This is a genomic window from Cytophagaceae bacterium ABcell3 (genome assembly GCA_030913385.1).
Taxonomy (GTDB): Bacteria; Bacteroidota; Bacteroidia; order Cytophagales; family Cytophagaceae; genus ABcell3.
Genome location: CP133159.1, coordinates 164,652 through 188,262 on the forward strand (window position 1 = coordinate 164,652; position 23,611 = coordinate 188,262).

Annotated in this window: 26 protein-coding genes; 7 read left to right on the top strand and 19 right to left on the bottom strand. The window is 38.6% G+C overall.

The features are described from left to right. Positions 1 to 592: 592 nt before the first annotated feature. Complete coding sequence (locus RCC89_00820) at positions 593 to 916, bottom strand: hypothetical protein (GenBank protein ID WMJ71718.1); 324 nt, start codon at positions 914 to 916, stop codon at positions 593 to 595. 45 nt (positions 917 to 961) lie between these two features. Between RCC89_00820 and RCC89_00825 the strand changes: the two genes are divergently transcribed. The 3 genes from RCC89_00825 to RCC89_00835 are packed head-to-tail and all read left to right on the top strand — an operon-like array spanning position 962 to position 3,134. Then, on the top strand, positions 962 to 1,261 hold the full coding sequence (locus RCC89_00825; GenBank protein ID WMJ71719.1) for a hypothetical protein: 300 nt from the start codon (positions 962 to 964) through the stop codon (positions 1,259 to 1,261). Between the two features lie 2 nt (positions 1,262 to 1,263). Then, the gene (gene tnpB / locus RCC89_00830; GenBank protein WMJ71720.1) at positions 1,264 to 1,623 is read left to right on the top strand and encodes an IS66 family insertion sequence element accessory protein TnpB; all 360 of its coding nucleotides are present in this window, start codon (positions 1,264 to 1,266) and stop codon (positions 1,621 to 1,623) included. Between the two features lie 56 nt (positions 1,624 to 1,679). Further along, entirely contained in the window at positions 1,680 to 3,134 is a 1,455-nt protein-coding gene (locus RCC89_00835; GenBank protein WMJ71721.1) for an IS66 family transposase, read from the top strand. A 2-nt stretch (positions 3,135 to 3,136) separates the two neighbouring features. Here RCC89_00835 and RCC89_00840 read toward each other — a convergent pair whose 3' ends face one another. The 7 genes from RCC89_00840 to RCC89_00870 form a co-directional block, all read right to left on the bottom strand. Then, positions 3,137 to 3,445, bottom strand: coding sequence for a hypothetical protein (locus tag RCC89_00840; GenBank protein WMJ71722.1), 309 nt, complete (start codon positions 3,443 to 3,445; stop codon positions 3,137 to 3,139). 293 nt (positions 3,446 to 3,738) lie between these two features. Next, positions 3,739 to 3,930: a hypothetical protein gene (locus RCC89_00845; GenBank protein ID WMJ71723.1), complete on the bottom strand. Its 192-nt coding sequence runs from the start codon at positions 3,928 to 3,930 to the stop codon at positions 3,739 to 3,741. Between the two features lie 341 nt (positions 3,931 to 4,271). Next, positions 4,272 to 4,418 (bottom strand): hypothetical protein, encoded by a 147-nt coding sequence (locus RCC89_00850; protein WMJ71724.1) that lies wholly within the window; start codon positions 4,416 to 4,418, stop codon positions 4,272 to 4,274. Further along, positions 4,419 to 4,622 carry a hypothetical protein gene (locus RCC89_00855; GenBank protein WMJ71725.1) on the bottom strand — a complete coding sequence of 68 codons (204 nt, stop codon included), beginning with the start codon at positions 4,620 to 4,622 and terminating at the stop codon, positions 4,419 to 4,421. It lies immediately after the preceding gene. A 64-nt stretch (positions 4,623 to 4,686) separates the two neighbouring features. Further along, positions 4,687 to 5,052, bottom strand: coding sequence for a hypothetical protein (locus RCC89_00860; GenBank protein ID WMJ71726.1), 366 nt, complete (start codon positions 5,050 to 5,052; stop codon positions 4,687 to 4,689). Between the two features lie 621 nt (positions 5,053 to 5,673). Further along, positions 5,674 to 6,150 carry a hypothetical protein gene (locus tag RCC89_00865; GenBank protein WMJ71727.1) on the bottom strand — a complete coding sequence of 159 codons (477 nt, stop codon included), beginning with the start codon at positions 6,148 to 6,150 and terminating at the stop codon, positions 5,674 to 5,676. 23 nt (positions 6,151 to 6,173) lie between these two features. Next, positions 6,174 to 6,332, bottom strand: coding sequence for a hypothetical protein (locus RCC89_00870; protein ID WMJ71728.1), 159 nt, complete (start codon positions 6,330 to 6,332; stop codon positions 6,174 to 6,176). A 107-nt stretch (positions 6,333 to 6,439) separates the two neighbouring features. Between RCC89_00870 and RCC89_00875 the strand changes: the two genes are divergently transcribed. Both RCC89_00875 and RCC89_00880 read left to right on the top strand, forming a co-directional pair. Next, a complete protein-coding gene (locus RCC89_00875; GenBank protein WMJ71729.1) occupies positions 6,440 to 6,826 on the top strand; it encodes a hypothetical protein in 387 nt (128 codons plus the stop codon). Between the two features lie 31 nt (positions 6,827 to 6,857). After that, the gene (locus RCC89_00880; protein ID WMJ71730.1) at positions 6,858 to 7,778 is read left to right on the top strand and encodes a transposase; all 921 of its coding nucleotides are present in this window, start codon (positions 6,858 to 6,860) and stop codon (positions 7,776 to 7,778) included. Here the strand turns inward: RCC89_00880 and RCC89_00885 are convergent. From RCC89_00885 to RCC89_00915, 7 genes are all read right to left on the bottom strand, one after another. Further along, positions 7,762 to 8,976 (bottom strand): IS4 family transposase, encoded by a 1,215-nt coding sequence (locus RCC89_00885; protein ID WMJ75624.1) that lies wholly within the window; start codon positions 8,974 to 8,976, stop codon positions 7,762 to 7,764. The two genes, RCC89_00880 and RCC89_00885, sit on opposite strands and share 17 nt — an antisense overlap. 155 nt (positions 8,977 to 9,131) lie before the next feature. Next, a complete protein-coding gene (locus tag RCC89_00890) occupies positions 9,132 to 10,607 on the bottom strand; it encodes a hypothetical protein (GenBank protein WMJ71731.1) in 1,476 nt (491 codons plus the stop codon). 200 nt (positions 10,608 to 10,807) lie between these two features. Beyond that, the gene (locus RCC89_00895) at positions 10,808 to 11,107 is read right to left on the bottom strand and encodes a HigA family addiction module antitoxin (GenBank protein ID WMJ71732.1); all 300 of its coding nucleotides are present in this window, start codon (positions 11,105 to 11,107) and stop codon (positions 10,808 to 10,810) included. 10 nt (positions 11,108 to 11,117) lie between these two features. After that, positions 11,118 to 11,399, bottom strand: a complete 282-nt coding sequence (locus RCC89_00900; GenBank protein ID WMJ71733.1) for a type II toxin-antitoxin system RelE/ParE family toxin — start codon at positions 11,397 to 11,399, stop codon at positions 11,118 to 11,120. A gap of 940 nt (positions 11,400 to 12,339) precedes the next feature. Continuing rightward, on the bottom strand, positions 12,340 to 12,948 hold the full coding sequence (locus tag RCC89_00905) for a superoxide dismutase (GenBank protein WMJ71734.1): 609 nt from the start codon (positions 12,946 to 12,948) through the stop codon (positions 12,340 to 12,342). A 54-nt stretch (positions 12,949 to 13,002) separates the two neighbouring features. Beyond that, positions 13,003 to 13,452: a nucleoside deaminase gene (locus RCC89_00910; protein ID WMJ71735.1), complete on the bottom strand. Its 450-nt coding sequence runs from the start codon at positions 13,450 to 13,452 to the stop codon at positions 13,003 to 13,005. A 9-nt stretch (positions 13,453 to 13,461) separates the two neighbouring features. Continuing rightward, on the bottom strand, positions 13,462 to 14,115 hold the full coding sequence (locus tag RCC89_00915; protein ID WMJ71736.1) for a hypothetical protein: 654 nt from the start codon (positions 14,113 to 14,115) through the stop codon (positions 13,462 to 13,464). A 135-nt stretch (positions 14,116 to 14,250) separates the two neighbouring features. Here RCC89_00915 and aspS point away from each other — a divergent pair, with 135 nt between their 5' ends. Continuing rightward, the gene (gene aspS, locus RCC89_00920) at positions 14,251 to 16,011 is read left to right on the top strand and encodes an aspartate--tRNA ligase (protein WMJ71737.1); all 1,761 of its coding nucleotides are present in this window, start codon (positions 14,251 to 14,253) and stop codon (positions 16,009 to 16,011) included. Here the strand turns inward: aspS and RCC89_00925 are convergent. The 4 genes from RCC89_00925 to RCC89_00940 form a co-directional block, all read right to left on the bottom strand. Then, positions 16,008 to 16,916: a pentapeptide repeat-containing protein gene (locus tag RCC89_00925; protein ID WMJ71738.1), complete on the bottom strand. Its 909-nt coding sequence runs from the start codon at positions 16,914 to 16,916 to the stop codon at positions 16,008 to 16,010. The genes aspS and RCC89_00925 overlap by 4 nt on opposite strands. A 295-nt stretch (positions 16,917 to 17,211) precedes the next feature. Next, on the bottom strand, positions 17,212 to 19,089 hold the full coding sequence (locus tag RCC89_00930; GenBank protein ID WMJ71739.1) for an alanine/glycine:cation symporter family protein: 1,878 nt from the start codon (positions 19,087 to 19,089) through the stop codon (positions 17,212 to 17,214). A gap of 340 nt (positions 19,090 to 19,429) precedes the next feature. After that, positions 19,430 to 22,441 (bottom strand): protein translocase subunit SecDF, encoded by a 3,012-nt coding sequence (gene secDF, locus RCC89_00935; protein ID WMJ71740.1) that lies wholly within the window; start codon positions 22,439 to 22,441, stop codon positions 19,430 to 19,432. Between the two features lie 133 nt (positions 22,442 to 22,574). Further along, a complete protein-coding gene (locus RCC89_00940; protein ID WMJ71741.1) occupies positions 22,575 to 22,862 on the bottom strand; it encodes a hypothetical protein in 288 nt (95 codons plus the stop codon). Positions 22,863 to 23,058: 196 nt separating this feature from the next. Here RCC89_00940 and RCC89_00945 point away from each other — a divergent pair, with 196 nt between their 5' ends. Then, positions 23,059 to 23,610 (top strand): inorganic diphosphatase, encoded by a 552-nt coding sequence (locus RCC89_00945; protein WMJ71742.1) that lies wholly within the window; start codon positions 23,059 to 23,061, stop codon positions 23,608 to 23,610. Position 23,611 lies beyond the last annotated feature (1 nt).

Here is a 23,611-nt window from a genome sequence, read left to right on the forward strand (position 1 = left end):
AATGCACCTCAGTAAGATCCTTTATGTTAGGCACTTCAACAGAGAAGGTTTTGGATTTCTCTTTGCTATACATCTCCTTTGCTATCTGAAAGCAACTATAGGTTATGACTTTAAATTACAGCTTACTGCCGTTTTATAACTCAGCTACACAGGTGTGACAAAGAGTATGCCATGGAAGGTTGCACATTGACTTAAAACTCATAGTATTTTTTTAAAATCATTAATTATGACTGTTAAAAACCCCAACACCAATAAACAGAAAAAATAAATGACCAATAAAATACTTAAACCTAGTTATTGAAAGACCTTCTTTCCGTGTGTAACTTTTCCAACTATAATAAAGGCCGATTGGGGGCAGTATAAATACCGAAAGCATTGGTAAGGCAATTAACAAATCGTATAAATCTGGATGTTTATTTTTTTTAAAAATGGCCTTGCAAAAACAGTCATTAGTATAGAAAATATAAAAAAGCCCAAATATACTTTATAAATCTTTAATGACTTTTTTAAATACTTTAGCTCTACAGGTTTGGTTTCCATATATTTATTATCTAGCCTCGAAAGGCGAATGCTCGTTTTTATATTGTTGTACCTAGTCCTTTTTCCTCTTTCCGTTATATAATATTTCTACTCTCTTTAGCTTTCCTCTTTTGTTATAGAATTTTACTTCACCTTCTTGAATTCCACTTTCGTTATAAAACTCTTCAAGGGCTAACTTTCCATTTTTGTAGTACTTTCTAGAAATCCCAGAATCTTTGTCATTCTTAAATGATCCGGTTCGCTTAATACCACCATCTGGATAATAAAAAGTATATGGGCCACTTAGCTTTCCATTCTTGTAACTAAATATTTTTTCTTTATTCCCATTTTTATAATAGGACTGTATACCTACGGCCAAGTACATCTTTATTCCCAAAAAATGACGCCATAAGTTTGCATTACAAACTATAACAGCAAAATAATGGCAACAAACACAAAAGTATCTGACCAGATGCGTGAGCTTTATCAGCTTTGGCAACAAAGCGGTATCAGTAAAAAAGAATTTAGCCTTCGGCAGAACATCAATTATCAAAAATTCATCTATTGGTGCGGCAAATATAGAACAGAGGAGCCCGGTACCGGATTTGTCCCTCTGAAAGTAAGCAGCCCTGATGAAATTAACCCTGCGGCCGGCAACATGGAAGTTGTCTTTCCTTCCGGTGCCAAGGTCATATTCCACGGCATGGCAGATCCATCATTTGTTAAACAATTAGTCAGCTAGCCATGCTTTCATTGTCTCACCAGTGCAGGTACTTTCTCTATTCGGGCAAAACCGACATGCGGAAAGGGTTTGACAGCCTATCAGGTATTGTAAGGAGCAAACTTAACGAAAACCCCATGAACGGGGACATTTTTATTTTCCTGAACCGAAACCGAAACCATGTCAAGCTCCTTTTATGGGAAGGCGACGGTTTCAGTATGTATCACAAACGCCTTGAAAGAGGGACTTATGAAATACCTGTCCATTGCAAAAATGTGACCAAATCTGAAATATCCGCCTCGGTATTGCAACTGGTCTTACAAGGGATTTCCCTTGAGTCGGTCAGGCACCGCAAAAGATATAAAAGTCCTGGAAATCTTTAAACTTATTCTTTTTTTCCTAATACCACCTACATAGGTATATTATTTATCTTTGCAACATGCTTGCCGAAGGTATAGACTATAAAGAAAAATATGAGGAGGCGATGTCCGAGATCGCACTTTTGAAGTTTGAGCTCAAAGAGCTGAAGCGCCTCATATATGGCACCAAAAGCGAGCGTTTTGTGCCTTCGTCCGCACCGGAACAGTTAAACCTGGGACTTGGTGAAGAGCAGGCAACTGCCCCTGAAAAAGAGGAGGTCGTCAGGTTTAAGCGTGTCAAAAAAGAAACAGCCCGCAAGCACCCGGGCCGCCTCCCTATACCGGCACATGTACCAAGGGTGGAAGAGGTTGTTGAGCCTGAAGAAGATACCTCAGGCATGAAAAAAATTGGGGAAGAGGTGACAGAGGTTCTTGAATATACCACCGGAAAGTTTCATGTGCGCAAAATTGTACGCCCGAAATACGCAAAACCTGAAGGGGAGGGTGTTGCCATTGGAGAATTGCCATACAGGGCGATAGAGAAAGGGATAGCCGGAGCAAGCCTTGTCGCTTTCCTTGTTGTCAGCAAGTATGTTGACCACCTTCCTTTATACCGCCAGATACAGATATTTAAGAGAGAAGGCCTTAATTTTCCTTCTTCCACAATGTCAGACTGGGTAAAACAAGGGGTAAACAAGCTTAAAATCTTATACGAACTGCATAAAAAGAGGACACTGCAAGCCGGTTACCTGATGGCAGACGAGACACCCATAAAAGTTCTCGACAAGGATAAAAAAAGTAAAATCCACCGGGGGTATTACTGGGTATATTATGACCCTGTCGGGAAACAGGTGCTGTTCGACTATCGTCCCGGGCGCGGGAGCGAAGGGCCATCAGATATACTGAAGGGTTTTCAGGGATACCTGCAATGTGACGGGTATAACGTATATGATATGTTTGCCAACATCAAGGGCATAACATTGTTCCATTGTATGGCACATGCCAGAAGGATGTTTGAGAAAGCATTGGACAATGACAAAGAAAATGCAGAACATGCCTTGAAAGAATTTCAGAAGTTATATGATATTGAGCGTAAAGCAAGGGAGGCCGGGATGTCTTTTGAAGAAAGAAAGGAATCAAGGCTTGATGCAAAAACAACATTGGACGACCTGGAAGAATGGATGAAAAACCTGTACCCTAATATTGCCCCTAGGAGTCCTATTGGAAAGGCGCTCGAATACTCCTTGAGCAGATGGGAAAGGCTCTCCATATATCTTGAGGATGGCAAGCTGGAGATAGATAACAATCTGGTGGAAAACTCAATAAGGCCAGTAGCCATAGGAAGGAAAAATTATCTGTTTGCCGGTTCACATGATGCTGCCCAGAGAGCCGCCCAAATATACTCGCTTGTGGCAAGCTGCAAAATCAACGGTGTAAACCCATTGGAATGGATGAAAGATGTTCTGGAAAGAATAGACAATCACCCGGTAAACAGGCTGGAAGAACTGCTACCCGGGAAGTGGGTAAAATTATAAAATCAACATGCACTTGCCCGAAGGCTTACATAGGACTTAAATTCACCATTAGGACTCCCTTGCTCAAAATACTGGTAGGCTTGTATTTTTCCAGATTTATAATATTTAATTTGTTTACCTACAGCAAGGTATATTGTGTCACCACCTTCTGTAGGATTTAAAATATACCAACCCACTAACTTTTTATTTCCATTACTGTAATAGTCAATAATTTCAACAGAGTCTTTGACAGTGAATACTTTGTAAGATTTACCTAGCGAAAATTGGCTGGAGACAAAAAGTAGAATTAAGGATATGACTGCTGTTCTCATTGGTTTAGTATATAAAGTAATTTATAAACAGCTAAACACCTACCTTCCGGTAGGCTTAAAAGCGATTTACTTTTTTCTTCAAGGTAGTTTAGAGTTTATCGGATTTATACTCCTTCAAATAGCACACAACTAGACATTAAACACAGACACCTGCACCTATCCCCCATTTCTTTAAATTTACTGCAAATACCTGATAAACTCAATCCTTTGACAGGGCTATTATTACCTGTCATACATCGCAAATTAATAGACATACACTATATCCATAGATTTGGCGTTAACAGGCATTGCTTCTAAAATGGCAGATCATCTTCAGGATCAAGTATTTGAATATCTTGCTTGCCGTTGGAATGGCTTGTGATCTTTTTGTCATGAGTGATCAACTCATAATCTTCATTCATAAAGAAATCAATATCAGAAGCATTCTTCTCATAAAACTCATCAGCCGGAATGCCATCTATTACAAAAACTCTATGAAATTTCATTTTCCCACCGACAAAATAAGACCTCTTTATGTAATTACGGCCTTTTTTATCTTGATAGATTTTCTTTTTCTTATTATTTTTCAATTGTCCTTACCGTCAAATAGTTACTATAGTCTGTTGGATTGTCTTGCAGAAAGTCCCGAATATAAGCATTGTATTCAAACTGGGGAGCAATTTCTTTTTGGCGATTTATCCATGTTGACAGTTATTTCTATCCATTTATTAACTGCGTCACCCAATGGTTTCTCTCTGCACTTTTAATCCAATTCATGAACCTCACATTGAACTTAAACCTTTACTCGCCCTTTAAAAAGGCTCTTACATTTTCAGTATTTTTGTAATTATCTGGTCATTAAGGCTTTTTCAGTTAGTTTTTCTGTATTCCAGTCAAACTTAGAAGTCTTTCTAGTCGTTAGCTTTTTATGTTTTATTCTAAATCCTGATTTAAGGTATTCTTCTATTCTTTCAGCCAATTCAAGCTTAATCACTTACCCCCCTTTATCCAAATTTTCACTTCTACAAAATTCAACAAGTTCCTCTTTATACCAGTAAAAGTCTCGGAAATCTTTTACCGATAAATCTTTAGCCAGTTTTGGTCTTACTTCCATATCATAATTCACTGCGTAATCAATTGCTAAAATGTGGCACAAGCAATAGTCGTAAATTCTGCTGACTGTTTCTGACGTTATCATGGTGCTTTACAGCTCTGTTGGCGGCAGTTCATTCTATCTTGCCTGTAAAAGGCTTTCTTAACTGTTAGTAAATATCCCTTTCATATTTCTTTTCTTTTGTTCTGATAACATACTTTCCATTTTCATCCTGTTTTATTAAATCATATGTGCCAGAAACATATCCAAAGGAAGGACAGCAATTAGGGTCGTCCTTATGCCACAGTCCATAAGTAAAAGTAATTTTATCATCGTAGAATTCCCGATACTCTCCTTTAAAAATTTTTATACTATCAGCTAAGTGCTTCGACTCAACACTTGATTCCTTAATTAAGTCTACAGGTATTAGCTTACAGCTACTGTCTATATGAAAAATATAATCATCATTAATATAACCTGTCCCTTTAGTTATCTCATGAATCCTTAAAAACTTTTCACCTTTATATGTGAACATAATAGGATCTTCAAAATATGCCAATTCGTCTGTAGTAAAGGTTTCTAACGTTTCCTTTGTCTTGTAATCGCCTATTTTTATTAATTGAGAAGTGTCATTTTGAAAAAAACTAATAAATATAGTACAAGATGGACTTACAACTTCATTTCGTGATACTTGTCCAAGTAATGAAGAATTTACAATATATAGTAGGAAGATGGTTATAATTAAAATTTTCATCAATGTGAAATAAAGTTAAAAATTATGTCTTTATGAGCAGTTTCCCGAATCTTCCTGATTTAGAAAAAAACGATAAAATTAGTCGCTTCAATCCACTTTCTAGGTATCAAGTAAAACTGTTAATCGGGGTTGTGTAAGCTTTCCCAAAGCCCTCTAATCACAGCTGTATTTCTGTTACGCATCCATTTCTAATATGGTCTTCATGTTCCTCACCCCTTACCATATATGTAAGGCAAGTATAATCTTCACTATTCTGTCAATTATGGCTGTACCTACCAATACCACAACAAACACTATCTTCTACTGGCAGGATAATCCACAAGCACAAAGTATAAAACCCGATGGCTTACAAAAAAATTATTGAACCCTTAACTACTTTATATTCAATAGCAGTCTCGCTTTTTAATGAAGCCATTTCAACGCACTAATTCTTATACCTCTAAAGCAATCATCCACGCATCCAACTGGCGAGAACCCACATAGTGTCATCAACCCGTCTAATTCTGTTTCAAAAGTTACGCTGTTGTCTTCTTCATCAACTGTCAAGTATTCACTTGTACATAAGTGGTAAAGGTCATCAATAGTTAATGGTTTTGCACCTTTTTCACGACTCCCTAAGTTGCTCTTTGTTTCAGTATATGAATCCACTATTTCTCGTTCATGTGACTCATTTGTTATGAACTCTTGATAAACCCTAGATACCACTTTGCCATCTTTTATTTTAAGCTCAGTGACACTACCGTAGCCAGACCATGAAGTAAAAGTGGTTTGATAGATGTATGAATTACCGTTTTTACTTTTTAAATCATTCAATTTTTCTATACAGTCAGAGTATGGAGTTCCACTTTCTCCTGACAATGGTGGCAAATTAGATACCAATGTCGTTTAGTTAGTGATAATGGTCACAGTTTTTTATAGTTCATCGAGTGTGGTTTTTTTATTTTTTTAGGTCGATCTACTTTTCTGTCTGGCCTTACAACTTCTTTGGTTCTGGAGACAATATCATCAAATGCTTTAACGGCTTTTCGGTATTTTCTTTTAAGGAAAATTGGGATAAGCATGTCCATTAAGTTTGCTAAAGCATTTGTCTTATTAGGTTTTTGCCGGTATTTTGGCTCACACGTAAAAGTTGGGGAGTTTTGGTTTGATTTGTTAATTTTAAGGCAAGATGAAAGAAAATATTATTGCCCCTTTTTTGCCGGAAGGCATACTAGATTTTTTTGAAATAGAAGCTGTAATAGAGCTATGTGACCTGAACAGCAAAAGATCCTTTTATAAAATCAACCTCATTGAGCAGAACCGGCTATTAGGAAAACATAATCCTGAAGAGTACGAGTCTAAAGGTTTTTATGAACCTAAAATTGTGCAAGATTTCCCTATAAGGGGAAAAGCCGTTTATCTTGAATTTAAGCGACGAAGGTGGAGGCATAAAACATGCAAGAACAAAATAGTTTACAATGACTATTCATTTGTAGCTGAAGGCTCTAAAATCACTCAAGAGCTTTCAGATTTTTTAAAAGGTACAGGTCGAGACCCGCGAAGATACCATTGGTAACATTGGCAGCTATTATGAGGTCAAAGGGGATTTGTTGAGGAGGCACTATAAGAAGAAAAGCAGTGGGTTTAAGCAGTGGGAACAAAAAGAGCATGCAGAAGACTATTTGGTCTTTCCGGACAATATCGGAGAGCATCTCAGTATAGACGAAGTTGCACTGTCAAAAGGAGAGTTGTACACTTTTATTACCAATAAAAACGGGAGAGGCAAAAGAGGCTCTTTGGTAGCTTCTGTAAAAGGCACATTGTCGGCAAATATCATACAAGTTCTGGAGAAAATCCCTCTGGAACAAAGGAATAAAGTAAAGGAAGTAACCCTTGACATGGCAAAAAACATGGAGTCATCCGCAAGAACATGTTTCCCCATGGCAAATTTGGTTACAGACCGCTTTCATGTAGTAAGGCTGGCCCTGGAGGCTCTACAACATATAAGGGTCAATCAAAGATGGGTTGAACTGGATATGGAAAACAAGGCTATCGAAGCTGCCAAAAAGAATGGCGTTAGGTATAAAGCACCCTTATTGCCCAATGGGGACACCCCAAAGCAACTTTTGGCCCGCTGCAGGTATGTCTTTGCCAAAAAGAAAGCTGATTGGACTCAAAGCCAAGAGCAGAGAGCCAACATAGCTTTTGAAAATTATCCAGACCTCAAAAAAGCTTATGACCATGTTCTTGAGTTTAGGCTAATATATGAAAGCAACACAAAAATTTCCGCTGAAAAAAAGTTTAATGAATGGATCAATAAAACTCATGAGATGGAAATTAAAGAATTTTTAACGGTAGCAAATACAGTAAGCAACCATATGAGCAATATTCTAAACTTCTTTGACAATAGATCTACCAATGCAAATGCGGAATCTTTTAATTCAAAAATAAAGCTCTTCAGGGCAAACTTAAGAGGCGTTGTAGATACCAGGTTTTTCTTGTTCAGGCTCTCTAAGCTTTTTGCTTAAATCCCCAGAAAAATACGGTGACCCGGTATTTTCGCTTCTTTTTTCCTTTCTCTTCTTTCTGTTCCTCTTCCTTTTGTTCCTGTTCCTTTTGCTCCTCCTCATATTCAGCCAGGACTTTAGCTTCAATAGGATGGCAATATGCTGCACATAGTGTTAAAAGGAAAACTTTGGCATGAAAATCCTGACGTACAGCCTTTGCCGTTTTTCCAGAAAAAGATTCCAGATCAAGACGACTTTTCAGTAATTTATAGCACTCTTCCTCATTCCACCGATAATGATAAAGCCGCTTAAACTCCTCAATATCGTATTTTTTTAAATCTGTCAGGGAAGTACAAAGTATTTCTGTCTCACCTGTTTCAAGCTTTACTTTTATAAGCCTGCAGTCTATTTCTTGACTGATAATTTCCGGGTATTCACTCAGTTTACCATGGTCTTTTTTAGGGAGCCGAAACTTCACTATGCGTTCCTGTTCAGGGCTGGCCATCAGACTTTCAACTTCTTTCCACCATTCATTCTCAAGCCTTATGCAAAACTCTACCCCCTTGGCTTTAAGCAGAAAAAACAACCAAAAACAAGGATATCCCCTGTCCAGAAGGAGCAAATCGCCCTTTTCAACTTTTTTAAGGTGCTGTACAAGCAAATCTCTTTCGCTTGAAGCATAAGGTGCTATTTCTGCATCGAGAGTTATGTGATTAAGTACATCATAAAGCATAGAACCCATTGCCATAGAGCGAGGAGTGCTTGCTTTAGGCCCAAACATATATTCCCCAAATTCTTCTTTTACTGTGGGATGATTTGGAAGTTGAAGACGGGTGCCATCAACAGCAAGAGTACGCATGCCATGCCATGTGTAATAGGAGGCCTTTTTGTAGAAAAAATCCACACTTATTTCGTTCAACCTAACAAATGCCCATGGATTTAGCTTGGATCTGGACTGAGAAAGGGCGCTTTTAGTAACCTCGCGAATATTAAAATCGCTATTGGACATTGCTTTGTAAAATCTGTCAAGATCACGTTGCAATGCTGACTTAAAAGACATGATAAAAACAATTAACTTCCTGATATCCAGCTTTCTTTGTCTAGAGAATACCCTTTCACAGCCGTCTTTAACACGGCTAATGAACTCTTTACAGTTAATCTCATGGCTGATATGTTTGGTTAGTTCTTCTCTATAGTCAGAGTTTTTATTAGTCCCTATATACCCTCACAATTTACAAAAAAATATCTTACCAATACAACAAGAAAAGCTTAACTAAACGACATTGAATTAGATACTTCATTCTTGGGAACTTCGTCATTTTTCTTTTCACAGGAAAAAAGCAGTCCTATCAGGACAAGATTAAAAGTGATAAGCTACTTTTCTACTATTGCTTCTAATGATTGCTCTTTAGCGTTTTCTATTATTATAAGCTGTCCATGAGAAGTGTTAATAATTGTATTCAAATAATCTTTATATTTTGAATTTAAAGAATTTTCTATTAAGGAATCATAAAGTAAATGGCTGTATTGAATAGACTTGCTTTTATAGGCATTTTTAAGATTTTTCAAATTAAGGATTAAAAGGCTTGCAGAGCCGTTATACCAATCCCCTTCTAATTGAAAGTACCTTTGTGTAACGTTTCCTCCGGTAGTAATTGAGGAAGACATTCCTAAAGTATTAATCCAATCTGCAAAGTCAATTCTCGCAACATTTAATTCATTGTTAATATGTGTAATATATGCACGTTTAGGTTTTAATAAAACATTAGTTAGTAAATAGCTGTTGTTTCTACCATCATAAAATATGTTTTCACAAACCTTTCTAGGGCCAGATTTATAGTTGTTGGGATATTTAGTTTCAAAAGGTATCAAAGAACCTATTTCAGAAAGTGTGTGAGTTTTTGAAGTTATTTCATTCCCGGTTTTATCTGTAATGATAAACTCCAGAGAGCTATTCTTTGTAAGAGCTACAGTGAAGAATTCATTCTTTTGCTCATTATATAAACATTGAACTTCAAAATAATTTACAGGAGTTAAAGAGAAAGACGTTTTGATATGCTCTGAAAAATTTCCTTCGGAGTTTAGTAGTAATGCTTCGGAGGAAATATAACTGCCTGTTTTCATATTTCCTGCATATGATCTAATTAAACGAATTCCATTCTCAAGAGACGCAAAAGGATCGTTTGCTCTCCATAAGCCAGAAATCGTTTCGTAAGCGCCTACTTGAAATGCAACTGGTTTTTCAGCCTTATCTTTAGGGAGGTAAATTTGTTTTACAGTGTGCTTTAAGTCTGATCCTGAAAAACTTCCTAAGTAATATGTAATCTCATTTTTTTTAGAATCAACATCGCAATAGACATAATGAAAACCTTTAGAGCTGCCAAAAGTGCCTAGTATTACAACTCCACTACTTTCTAAAGAAGCATTTGCTACCTCTGTACTGCCATCTTTAATGCTGATTTTTGTTAAGGTAATTTCTTTTTCTTTATTTGTCTTACGTCCTAATTCAAAAAAAAAGATATTGTCTGAATTAGAAGTGGTATATTCTGAAGGAAAATGTTTCAAACCATAATTTTGCTTTAGCGTCTTTTCCCATTTCTTTTCGAGGTTGCTGTCAAAATATTGAAAGGTTAAACCGTTTCGCCTCATAAAGCCTCCATTGTTTATGGGCAGGTAATCATATTGTAAGTAACCTACAGAACCTTTGATTGTTGTTTTTAACCCCCCTGGTTGTGTAACCTCTTTATTATCTGCGTAGCCTTTCGGAATCAAGGCTTTTCTTTCTATTTGAGAATAAGATGTTCCTGTAAGAGTTAGTAGGAGAATGATTGGGAAAACCAATTTTTTCATTAAAATATAAATATAGATGATATTGCAATATAGTAAGAAAAAAAATTATAGCTGCGAATTATTTTACTTGATCTTAAATTCCCGCACGTTCTCCCTTGTAGCCAGCATCTTTATTAGTAAGTTTTTTTGCCGGTTGAACTGGCAAAAGGGCGAGTAATTTGTAAAAGAAAACAAAGCAACTATTCAGCAGGGCTTAATTGTTAGCCCACGTTTGTTTTTATTTTTTCAATATTATTCAGTTCTTCAATTATTTGATTTTGTTCTTCTTCAATATCAAAATCATCCTGTAAGCCTAGCCAAAATTTAGGAGTTGTTCCAAAGTATTTGCTTAACCTTAGGGCAGTATCAGCTGTAATTCTTCTCCTACCTTTTACAATCTCGCTAATTCTTGTTTGAGGAATATTTATATCTTTTGATAGTCTATATGCTGAAATTTTTAATGGTTTTAAAAACTCTTCATTCAAAACCTCTCCAGGATGTATATTGCTTAATTTTTTCATAAGTCGTTAATTAATGATAATCCATAATCTTTACTTCAGAAGCATTCCCATCAGACCATTTGAAGACAATTCTCCATTGATCATTAATCCGAATGCTATAAACCCCTTTTAAATCACCAGATAACTTTTCAAGTCTATTTGATGGTGGTATTCTTAGGTCAGCAATGTTTTGATAGTTATTAAGCATTCTCAGCTTTCTTCTACCGACTTCTTGAATTTCTAAAGGCCACTTTGGCACACGTTCACCATTCCAGACTTTTTCAGTTTCCTTAGATCCGAAACCTACAATCATTACGCCTTACGTTAGTAACGTTAAAGATAAGTAAAAGGTTTTATTTAAGAAAGTGGGAATGATGGCTTTTTTTACGTAAACTAACCAGGTGTTAAACACCGGCCTCTGTCTTTAATAGCCTTTTTTTTCAATTTGACAGACTCCTCGCCCCTCGGGATGACCGGTTATTAACAAAATTGGTTTATCAACCTCTACAGCGAGACGCTATCTGGAATCTGCGCAATAGCTGAAATGCTGCGACTAAAGGCGACTTAACTTGCATAAATACAGAACCTAACCGTCATTGCGAGGCAGAAGGTAGCGGTGAAAAAAGCTCTTGGTGGAAAATTCAAAGGTTTAGTTTCATATGAAAAAATGCCACGGCAATCTGGTGGCGGTAAGCTCTGTTGGTTGACTGGTTGGGCTTAAACACTAAGCCTAGCCATGAAATTGCTTCGTTGTTACCTTTCCCCCAAAGACGTGACGGGGTGATGTTACGAAGTGTGTACAGGCTACACGAAAAGAAGTCTCGCCCCGGGTGGGGCTGTTTAATTTCGTGTAGATTTCCCTACCGGTATATCGCCCTTATGAGGGCTTTTTTCTTTCCCTCCTAGCTAAACTACACTTCATGTCATATAACGCCCCTTCAGGGCTATTTTAAAATGCGATTAATTGTTCTATAATCATATCACCCTTTCGGGGCTTTGAGTATATACGCCTCCATAAGTTATAAGCACAGATCCAGTAGTGCCGATTTGTTATCGGCACCCACCGATTTATAAAGCCTTTTGTTTCGACGAAGAAGAAAGTCTAAAAATTAGAGAATGAGAAATAGATAACACAGACCCATCTAGAAATACCTGTCAGCGTATTAAAGAATACCACCTTTATAAAAACAGAAAACCCGGCTCTCACCGGGTTTGTCTGTTTTGGAAGCAAGTAACTATTAATTAAAAAAGTCTTACAGGGCGGCTTCGTATCTTTTAGAAACCTCGTCCCAGTTGACTACATTCCAGAATGCACTGATGTAGTCAGGTCTTTTGTTTTGATATTTTAGGTAGTAAGCATGTTCCCATACGTCTAGTCCTAATATTGGCGTACCAGGGCATTCAGCATTGTCCATAACAGGGTTGTCCTGATTAGGAGTAGAGCAAACGCAAAGTTCTTTGTTGCCTTGTACAACCAACCATGCCCAACCAGAACCAAATCTGGTAGCGGCTGCGTTGTTAAACTCTTCTTTGAACTTATCAAAAGAGCCAAATTTTTTGTCAATGGCTTCGGCCAATTTTCCAGAAGGCTTTCCTCCACCGTTAGGAGAAAGGATAGACCAGAAAAGTGAGTGGTTGTAATGTCCACCACCATTATTTCTAACTGCAGGAGAGGCTTTGCTTACCTGCTTCATGATTTCGTCAATAGATTTACCTTCTAGTTCAGATCCAGCAATAGCGTCGTTAAGTTTAGTAACGTAAGCATTGTGGTGTTTACCATGGTGGATTTCCATAGTAGCTTTATCAATATGTGGCTCCAGGGCATCAGGAGCATAAGGCAAAGGTTGTAGTTCAAAAGCCATAGTCTAGAAAAAAATTTTAAATGTTAAACATTATTAAAATATAACCCAAAGTTATCAATTTCTTAGTTTATTGAAAAAATTCTGCAACAACTGTTCACTTTCTTTTTCCATTACGCCCGAAACTACCTTAGTCTTAGGGTGCAGCAGGTTGTTATTTATTAAGCTAAAACCTTTCTTTTTATCAGATGCCCCATAAATAACCCTTTTTATCTGCGACCAGTGCAATGCACCGGCACACATAACACAAGGTTCGAGCGTAACATACAAGTCACAGTCGGGAAGGTATTTGCTACCCATAAAATTAAAAGCCGAGGTCAGTGCCAGCATTTCTGCGTGGGCGGTGCAGTCTTTCAATACCTCCGTTTGGTTAGAAGCACGTGCAATGATACGGTTCTTGCAAACCACTACCGCCCCTACAGGAACCTCGTTGTTGTCATAGGCATGTAAGGCCTCTTTATATGCCTCCTTCATAAAATGCCCGTCACTATAAACAGATAAGCTCATGAAATGTTTTTATCTGAATGTTGGTACATCTTCTTGTTGTGCCGGATCCTTAGGCTTGGTCGGTGTTTTTGGCTCTGTAGGTACAGGACGTGGCTCTGGCTCTACCTGCTTAGGCACCTCAAGCTTTCTAAGCTTATTAGGGTTAACCTTAATGGACTCCATTACTTCATGTGCCACAGGCGCCCATTTCTGTTTGCCCTGCACCGGACACATCATATGAAAAACAAAGATCCTGTCATGCACGATAATATACTGAACATAAAAATAGTTTTTGATCCTGTCCACATTCGATGTAAACTCCAAAAATGCATATTCCTGCCCATTAACAGTTTTGACACCTTCATTGATCAAGTCTACCTTATTGAACATGCTCAACACAGTGGCTTTATAAAATTTCCTCAGAAGCTCCAAATCGGTAAATTGCCAGCTTACAGAGGCTATGTTAAAACCAAAACCAATATTCCTGTCTTCTGAAGTATACAGAGCCAATGGTTTCTTATGTGTATAATATCTTACTACTATATCATCGTCTGTCATCTTGGTAAAGTCTTTAGGCAGGGCAACCTTTACGCCGTCGGCCACCTTTCTTTTGCCCAACTGTTGCGCCGAAACAGAGGATATGACAATGATAAATAGAAAGCAAAAAGATATAATCTTCTTCATTATAGGAGATTTTATAGCAATTAGAAACTTCTTTAAGAAAAGAAAAAATAATAAAGGAACTTTTTTTATCCTTTATAACGCCAAAACATTTGTTTAAATTTGCCTCTTTCAATTTTTTTTAAAATTAATCAAAATATGCTCAGAACCCATACCTGCGGCGAATTAAGAATAGCCGATGTAAATAAAGAAACTGTACTCTGTGGATGGGTACAAAGAATCAGAGACAAAGGCGGCATGATCTGGATTGACCTCAGAGACCGCTATGGCATTACACAATTGCTCATTGAAGAAAAAAAATCAGCCCCCAAGGTAATAGAGGCTGCCAGGTCGTTGAACAGGGAGTTTGTGATAAAAGCTTCAGGCAAAATTATAGAAAGGGTTTCTAAAAACCCTAAAATACCTACAGGAGACATAGAGGTGCTGGCAGAAGATATAGAAATCCTCAATGCTGCCAAAATACCTCCATTTATTATTGAAGACGAAACAGACGGTGGCGATGAACTGCGCATGAAGTACCGCTATCTGGACTTAAGGAGAAGTGTAGTAAGGAAAAACTTGGAACTAAGGCACCAGTTGGCAAAAGAAACCAGAAGGTACTTGGACGAACAAGATTTCATGGAAGTAGAAACTCCTGTTTTGATCAAATCTACACCAGAAGGGGCACGTGACTTTGTGGTTCCTTCAAGACTTAACCCAGGAGAATTTTATGCACTGCCTCAATCACCTCAAACATTCAAGCAGTTGTTGATGGTTTCTGGCTTTGACCGCTACTATCAAATTGTGAAATGTTTCCGTGACGAAGACCTCCGGGCAGACCGTCAACCAGAGTTCACCCAAATAGACTGCGAACTTGCCTTTGTTGACCAAGAAGACATAACAGAAATTTTTGAAGGCTTAATAAGAAGGCTCTTTAAAAATGTAAAAGGCATGGACATAGGCGAGATCCCAAGAATGCCCTATGCCGATGCCATGAAATACTATGGTAGTGACAAGCCTGACACCCGCTTTGAAATGCGCTTCTCTGAACTGAACGATGTAGCGCAAGGAAAAGGGTTTGGTGTTTTTGACAATGCCGAACTAGTAGTGGGCATTTGTGCCAAAGGTTGTGCAAGCTATACCCGTAAACAGGTAGACGAACTGACAAACTTTGTAAAACGCCCTCAAGTTGGTGCACAAGGGCTTGTATATGTCAAGTTCAATGAAGACGGGACGATAAAGTCTTCGGTTGACAAATTCTTTAGCCCAGAAGACCTCCAAAAATGGGGCGAGCAATTTGGGGCAGAAAAAGGGGATATGCTGCTCATCCTTGCCGGAGAGGCAAACAAAACAAGGGCAGCCCTTAATGAACTGCGCCTGGAAATGGGCACAAGGCTTGGCTTGAGGGACAAAGACAAGTATAGCATTCTGTGGGTAACTGATTTCCCGCTTCTCGAATGGGACGAGGACACCAACAGGTGGTATGCAATGCACCACCCTTTCACTTCACCTAAAGCAGAAGATATAGAACACTTGGAGCATGCAGCAGGTCAAGTAAGAGCCAATGCATATGACTTAGTAATCAACGGTGTTGAAATAGGCGGCGGTTCCATCAGGATCCACGATAAGAAAATTCAGGAAATGATGTTCGACAGGCTTGGCTTTACCAAAGAAGAGGCACAGGCACAGTTCGGTTTCTTGTTAGAAGCATTTGAATACGGTGCACCGCCACACGGTGGAATTGCGCTTGGCTTTGATAGGTTATGTGCACTTTTTGGAGGTTCTGACACCATAAGGGACTATATAGCTTTTCCTAAAAACAATTCAGGAAGAGACGTAATGATCGACTCTCCGGCGCCAATAGACGCAACCCAGTTAAAAGAGCTGAGTATTGACATTAAAAACCCTAGCAAAGGTTAAGCTTTATACGCTTTAGTCAACAAATGCGGAAACTTTTCAAGTACCTGAGCATATAAGCCTTTATCCATTATCGGCTTGTTCAGGTGCTTAACTTTTTTGAACTGATCTGCAGTTAGCCCACTGGCATTAGTAAAGTCCGTTCTATAAAAGCTTACATTGTCAAAGTTCGCCCCAGACATGTCACAGCCACTGAAGTCTGCTTCTACAAAAAAAGCACTGTCAAAATTGGCTTTGATCAGCAGGCTATTTTTAAAGATTGTTTTAATGCCGCGTACAGAAGATAAATTAGCCGCATTCAAATAACATGATTCAAGATTTGACTTATTTAAAGAAGAGCCCTCTAGATTAATATAGTTCATTCTCGAACCAGAAAATATTGTTTCGTTCAGCACAGAATTGGCCAGGTCGGCATTGTTAAAGTTTGATTCATGAAGGTCCGCAAAACTTAATTTCACATTTCTCAGATAGCACTGGTGCAAATCCAATTTTCGAACGTTTTCCCGAAGAAGCCTTTTGATGTTTCCCAATATTTTAAAACCAGCCTCCTCTGACTTCCAAAGCCGTATATCGTCAATTTCATCTTGGTAATGTTGTACCCTTATCTTCTTCTCCCCCTTTTTATTCAACCAATACAGCAATATCCCTATTACTCCCACGTCAAAAAGCATCCCGTGCGCTTCAATAAGTATACTCTTAAAATACTCTACAGGGTCATCTTGAAAATAAGGAAAGGTCAGCAAAAAAACGAGTACGGAAAGGGCTATAAAAATAAGTGAAGTGGTAAGAATAGGATCCGCAAGAATCCTAGAAGCCGTATTGGACTGAACCTCATAGAATTTCTTAGGTCTTTTGGCAAAGATCTGTCTTACCTTCACAGCCTTATTTACTCCATTTCCATTTTTCATAGCATAGCACAAATCCAAAGAAAATGAAGTATTCGGAAAAACACTTACCAAGGTTGTGTTTATGACATTAATATTCAACTAAAAATACAGGAGAGAGACCTGCCCGAGGGCAACATGTGCCCTTCACTTCTACAAAAAAGCAATGCGAATTTATCATCGCCAAGCCATGTATGGAAATAAGGAGGAAACGAGAAACACTGTTGTCAGTCTAGTATCATCTCGGACATCACGATCTTACCCATTGGCTTAACCTAAACATCCACTTCCAGCCTTAACATGAATGAAACCGTTTTTCTTATTTATACCTCTTAATTTCCCCTGTCTTAATACGGTGAAAATAATATTGTAAATCCCTCTTTACTTCAGGAGCCAAAATATACATGCCCAAAATATTAGGGAAAGACATAGCAAAGATCATGGCATCTGAAAACTCGATTACATTGCCAAGACTCATAGAAGAACCTATTACGATAAATAAGCAGAATATAAACTTATAGCTATAGTCGGATGCTTTGGATGGCCCAAACAAATAAGTCCAGCTTTTAAGGCCATAATATGACCAAGATAACATGGTAGAGAAAGCAAATAAAATAACAGCAATAGACAGAACAAATGGGAACCACCAGATAACTGTTTCGAAAGCCGCAGAAGTCAAAGATATACCCACCGTAGTATCAGAGCCTGCCACATCCAAATATTGCCCCGTACTAACGATAGCCAAGGCCGAAATAGAGCATATTACTACGGTATCAATGAAAGGTTCAAGTAATGCTACTATACCCTCGCTTACTGGCTCGTTGGTTTTAACAGCAGAGTGGGCAATAGATGCAGAGCCTATACCGGCTTCATTGGAGAAAGCAGCCCTCTTAAAGCCCATAATAAGTACGCCAACCACACCACCATAAGCTGCATCTGGCTGAAAGGCCCCTCTTAATATGGTCATAACGGTCTCTGGCAAGATATTAAAATTCACAACCAATACTGCCAAAGCCCCCAGCACATAGATACCACACATGAAAGGTACAATTTTCTCCGTAACACGGGCAATAGACTTGATTCCTCCTATGATTACCAGAGCTACTAATATGGCCATGATTATACCAATAATCCATGCAGAACCTGCAAATATACTGTTCTCGCCACCGGTAATATTGATTACTTGTCGCGCAGCTTGGTTGCCTTGGAACATATTCCCCCCACCCAAAGAGCCTCCTACACACATAATGGCAAAAAATGCTGCCAATACCCTACCTGTTACTACCCATCCGCGCTTGGCAAGTCCTTTCCGTAAGTAATACATGGGGCCACCTGAAACTGAGCCGTCAGGATTTTCTATACGGTATTTAACCCCAAGCGTACATTCCAAGAACTTCGATGTCATACCCAGAAAACCAGCCAACACCATCCAAAGAGTTGCCCCAGGGCCTCCGAGACTAATAGCAACGGCAACACCTGCTATATTTCCTAAACCTACCGTACCGGACAATGCCGTAGCCAAGGCTTGGAAATGGTTAACCTCCCCTTCATCATTTGGATTATCATACACCCCCCTGACAATGGCTATTGCATGGCCAAAAGAACGTATATTGATAAATTTCATGAAAATGGTAAAAAATATCGCCGCACCAACCAGCCAAAACAGAACAAAAGGTGCTTTATGGTTATCAGGACTAGCAGGGAAAAATACTATAGTAGACACCAAAGCTGTTACTGGGCCCAGCGCACGGTTGATACGCTCGTCTAAGGTAAGCTCTTCGGGAAAATAAACCGTATAGCCGGTAGCTTCAAGTTCATCAAGCCCAACATCTATCCTTTTCAATATATTATAGCCTTCTCGTATATCGTCCCAAGAGTAGTTTACAAGGGTATCCGTGCTTAGCACATATATACTGAGGGTATTGTGAGGCAGTTCGGAAAGTACATTCTGCCAACCATCACCACTGGAAATATTTAAAGACTCGCCACCTTGCAAATGGTAAAAAGCAGGTCTATGCTCCGGCAATAATGTATCAGGATACTGCCCTTCCCCTTCCAAGCCAAGAAATATACTGACCTTATAGTTGGCTTCATTTACAAAAAGTAAGTTCTCTTGATTTTCTTCTGCCTTAAGCAGGAAAATTGTGGAGACACTAAAGATAACAAAAACAAATAAAGTCCTTAACGTTATTTTCATAGAAGCTAAATTCACAACATTGCAAGCACACGAGCATATAAAACAAAATAGACTTCAGACAGATCGGCCATAACAGAAAGGTCAGGAAATTGACCAGCAATGTGATGGTCAACATGCACATTACAAGCAAAAAGGCTGACTTAAGATGCATGGTCACACAACAGAAGTCTTACGAATGTCTCATGTTTAACTAAAGCTAAATTAATGGATTTATAAGAAAAATAAAAAATAGTGCAAAAATCAAGGATTGTAACCTGTGTAAAGCTACGCATTTCTGCTTATTAGAAAATACCCAATATCAGAAAAAAAGGCTACCCAAAATGAGTAGCCTTTTAAATTATTATGCTTTAGCAGTTTCGGTTGGCACTGCTTCTTTTTTAGCTAGCGAGTCCCGAACATCGGTTTTATTGTCAAGGTCTAAGACCAATGGAGTTGCAATGAAAAGAGATGAATAAGTACCAAAAATCGTACCGATAATAAGCACCAAAGAGAAACCTCTCAACACTTCACCACCAAAGACAAACAACACAACAGCCACAAACAATACAGTTACCGCAGTAATAACAGTCCTGCTCAAGGTGTCATTTAGTGCTTTGTTCATAACAGCACCCATTTCACCTTTAGGGTTCAAGTGTAGGTTTTCCCTAACCCTGTCAAACACAACCACTGTATCGTTAATAGAGTAACCAATAATGGTCAGTAGTGCTGCGATAAATATCTGGTCGATCTCAAAAGAGAAACCTAACAGCTCAACAATACCAAAGATAGCGATAACAATTAACACATCGTGTGCCAAAGCTACCAAACCACCCAAAGAGAACTGCCACTTCTTAAATCTGATAAATACATAAATAAATATGGCTATCAAAGACAGTACAATAGATATGGCAGAGCTTCTCTTAATGTCGTCAGCGATGGTAGCTCCAACCTTAGACGAACCTAGTACCTGAGGATTCTCTCCCCCAAACTCGGTAAGTCCAGCGTTTAATGCACTAAGCACTTTAGCATCTGCATCGGTTGATTCTTCATCTATCAAATAACTAGTTGTGATCTTAACAGTAGAGTTATCTCCAAAAGATTTAACCTCTGTACCTTTGTTGTCAAAGCTACCCATTAAATGCGACTTGATTTCAGAGGCTACTACCGGGCTATCAAAAGATACAATGTATGAGCGACCACCTTTGAAGTCAACACCAAGAGTAAGGCCTTTGACCAAAATAGCCACAACACCTACCGTGATAACTGCTGAAGAGAACAAGTAGGCCTTCTTTCTACCTCCAATAAAGTTGAAGTTTGGAGTCTTAAACAAACCTCTCGAAATCGAAGTATCGAATGAAGACTCAGAAAGTTTACCTTTCTTGTCAAGCCATACAAGAATAACCCTTGTAACAAACACTGCTGTAAAGAATGAACAGAATATACCTATAACCAATGTAGTAGCAAAGCCTTGAACCGGTCCTGAACCTAACCAGAATAGGATAATACCAATCAAGGCAGTGGTCAAGTTTGCGTCAAATATAGAGCTAAATGCTTTTCTATAACCTTCAGCAATGGCTTGCGTGATCTTTTTGCCAGACCTGAGCTCTTCTCTAATACGTTCAAATATAAGTACGTTGGCATCGACCGCCATACCCATTGTAAGTACGATACCTGCAATACCTGGCAATGTAAGCGCTGCTGATAGCTGAGCCAAAAGCCCCAGTATAAAGAAGATGTTAAAGACAAGCGCTAGGTTAGCAACTGCTCCACCCTTGCCATAATACATGAACATAAACACCACTACAAGCACCATACCCGCCACAGAAGATATCAACCCTTGGCTAATTGCTTCTTGACCTAACGTTGGCCCAATAATACCTTCCTCTACAATACGAGCAGGGGCAGGGAGCTTACCAGCTTTCAATACATTAGCAAGGTCTCTAGACTCATCCTGAGAGAAGTTACCGGTAATTTGAGAAATACCGTTACCAATCTCACTTTGTACGGTAGGCGCAGAGAATACCACACCGTCTAATACAATAGCAATTCTTCTTTGTACCGCAGGAAGTTCACTAGCGGCATCAGCAGTCATCTTTCTCCACTTTCTGGCACCTTCTGCATTCATATACATAGTTACCACAAAACCTTCGCCTCTTTTTTCTGACACATCAGAACGAGCATCGGTAATAACCTCACCAGTAAGAGCATTTTGACCAGTACGTGCTTTCTTAACAGGAACTAGTTCAATGTTGCCCTCATCGTCTGCATTCTTCTCCCAAAGGAAAGCGACATTTCCAGGAATTAATGCCCTAACTTTAGGGTCTTCCAATATCCTGTTAACTTTTGCAGTATCTTTCTGAGCGAAAATTAAAGGGTAAATAGACTTAGCCATTGATACAAATGAAGAAGTTTGCATCTCTTCTGTAGTATCAGCTTCAATCCCATCACCGTCTTCCTCAGCAGAAGCTTGAAGGGTATCGCCCTCGCCAGCCAAAGTCTCTTCGTCATCACCAAGAAGTTCATCAGCGCCGTCGCCTAAAAGCTCATCGGCAGCCTTGTCTTCCTCTTTGTTGTCAGAAGACTTTTTCTCAGCTTTTTCAACCCCTACCAAATAGTCATTGATAGCGATAATAGTATTCTGAAGCTCCTGAGGGTGCACAACTTCCATAAACTCAAGTTTTGCAACACCAGACAACAAGTTTCTCACACGCTCTGGATTGTCAGCACCAGGCAGTTCTACTTGCAAACGTCCAGTACCTTGAACCCTTTGAATGTTAGGGTTAGCAACACCAAAGCGGTCTACCCTAGCCCTCAAAATCTGGAAGGTACGATCGATAGCATCATCAATTTCTCTATCGATATATCTCAGCACCTCGCTATCAGAAGACGTTCTTTCAATTCTTCCTTTAGTAGAAAGGTTGGCAAAAATTTCAGCCAAATTTCTTTCTGGGGCAACTTCTTTAAAATTTCTATGAAACAAAGCACTAAAGCTCTCTTGGCTGTTACGCTTTTGCTCCTTTGTACGCTTCATTGCCTCACGGAAGTCCGCATCTTTGCTATCTCCAGACAAAGCAGTGATGATGTCAGCCGGAGAAACTTCAAGTGTTACGTGCATACCGCCCTGAAGGTCAAGGCCAAGCTTAAGCTGGTGTTTCTTGATTTCTTGATAAGTATAACCCAAGAAAACCACCTCGTTATAAATTGAGTCCAAATACTCTTGCTTCTTAGCGAAGTCAACCACGCCGTCTGCTGTAGTAGCAAAGCGGACAGCATCCTTCTGAATCTTGTTAGAGACCAGCGAGAATGACAAAAAGTAAATACATAGTATGGAAACTATGGCCGTTAAAACGATTATGGCACCTTTATTTCGCATAATTCTTAATTATTATAAATATACTTGTTTTGTAAAAATACTATTTTGTAAAGAGACAACTTATTCTTAAGTTAAATCTCGAATAAAGAGTTCACACAGGCTATTTTACTGTAAAAAAGCTGCAAGTATTGCGTCAGGGCGCATTAGGGGATATTATATAATTAAAGAGGACTTTAAAGAACTTGCCGGTTATTTGAGGGCAAGCTTCATATAAAGTATGCGCCGATAAGCGCTCAGAAGGTTTGACTATGAGATGGAAAAACAATTTGTCCAAATCAACGTAAACAAATGGTATTACCGCTTCGATAGAAGCTTCGGTAATTTTTTCCTGTTGACCGGAATCTGTATCTTCATCTGAAACGACTGACTCAACATGCGAAATACCTGAAAATACCTGTCCCTTCTCTAATGAGAATGTCATTAGGGAGAAAAGTATTAAACAAATACTTAAAATTCGTGTAATATATAGAAGTCGCATAGTGAGCATCTGAAGTACAAACATAGATATTTATAAAAAAATTTCATAATGTAGAAGTTTTATTTCTCAGACTTCAGGCAGATCTTAGTAATTTCCTATATATTTGGCAAAAATTTTTTAAATAAATAAATGTGATAGTATGAATCCATGGCATAATGTTCCTTTTGGGGAAGACGCTCCACGTACAGTTCAAAGTATAATAGAAATACCTAAAGGATCGAAAGCGAAGTATGAACTGGAAAAAGACAGTGGATTAATTAAATTAGACAGGGTTTTATTCTCTGCAGTACACTATCCTGCAAACTATGGATTTATTCCAAAAACCTATTGTGACGATCAGGATCCTTTAGATATACTGGTTATTTGCTCTATAGATGTTGTGCCAATGTGCCTTATAGAAGCAAAAGTTATAGGGGTAATGCAAATGATAGACGATAACGAGAAAGATGATAAAATTATCGCTGTAGCTAAAAATGATATGTCTGTAAACCATATCAATGATATAGAAGAGCTTCCACCTCATACCCTCATTGAAATGAAAAGATTTTTTGAAGACTACAAAAAGCTAGAACAAAAGCAGGTAGTGGTACAAACCTTCCTTCATAGAGAAGAAGCTTATAAAATCATTCAGGAAGCGATAGACCTTTATACCGTTACATTCCCTGAATATGCAGAAAAGGCAGAAAAATAAG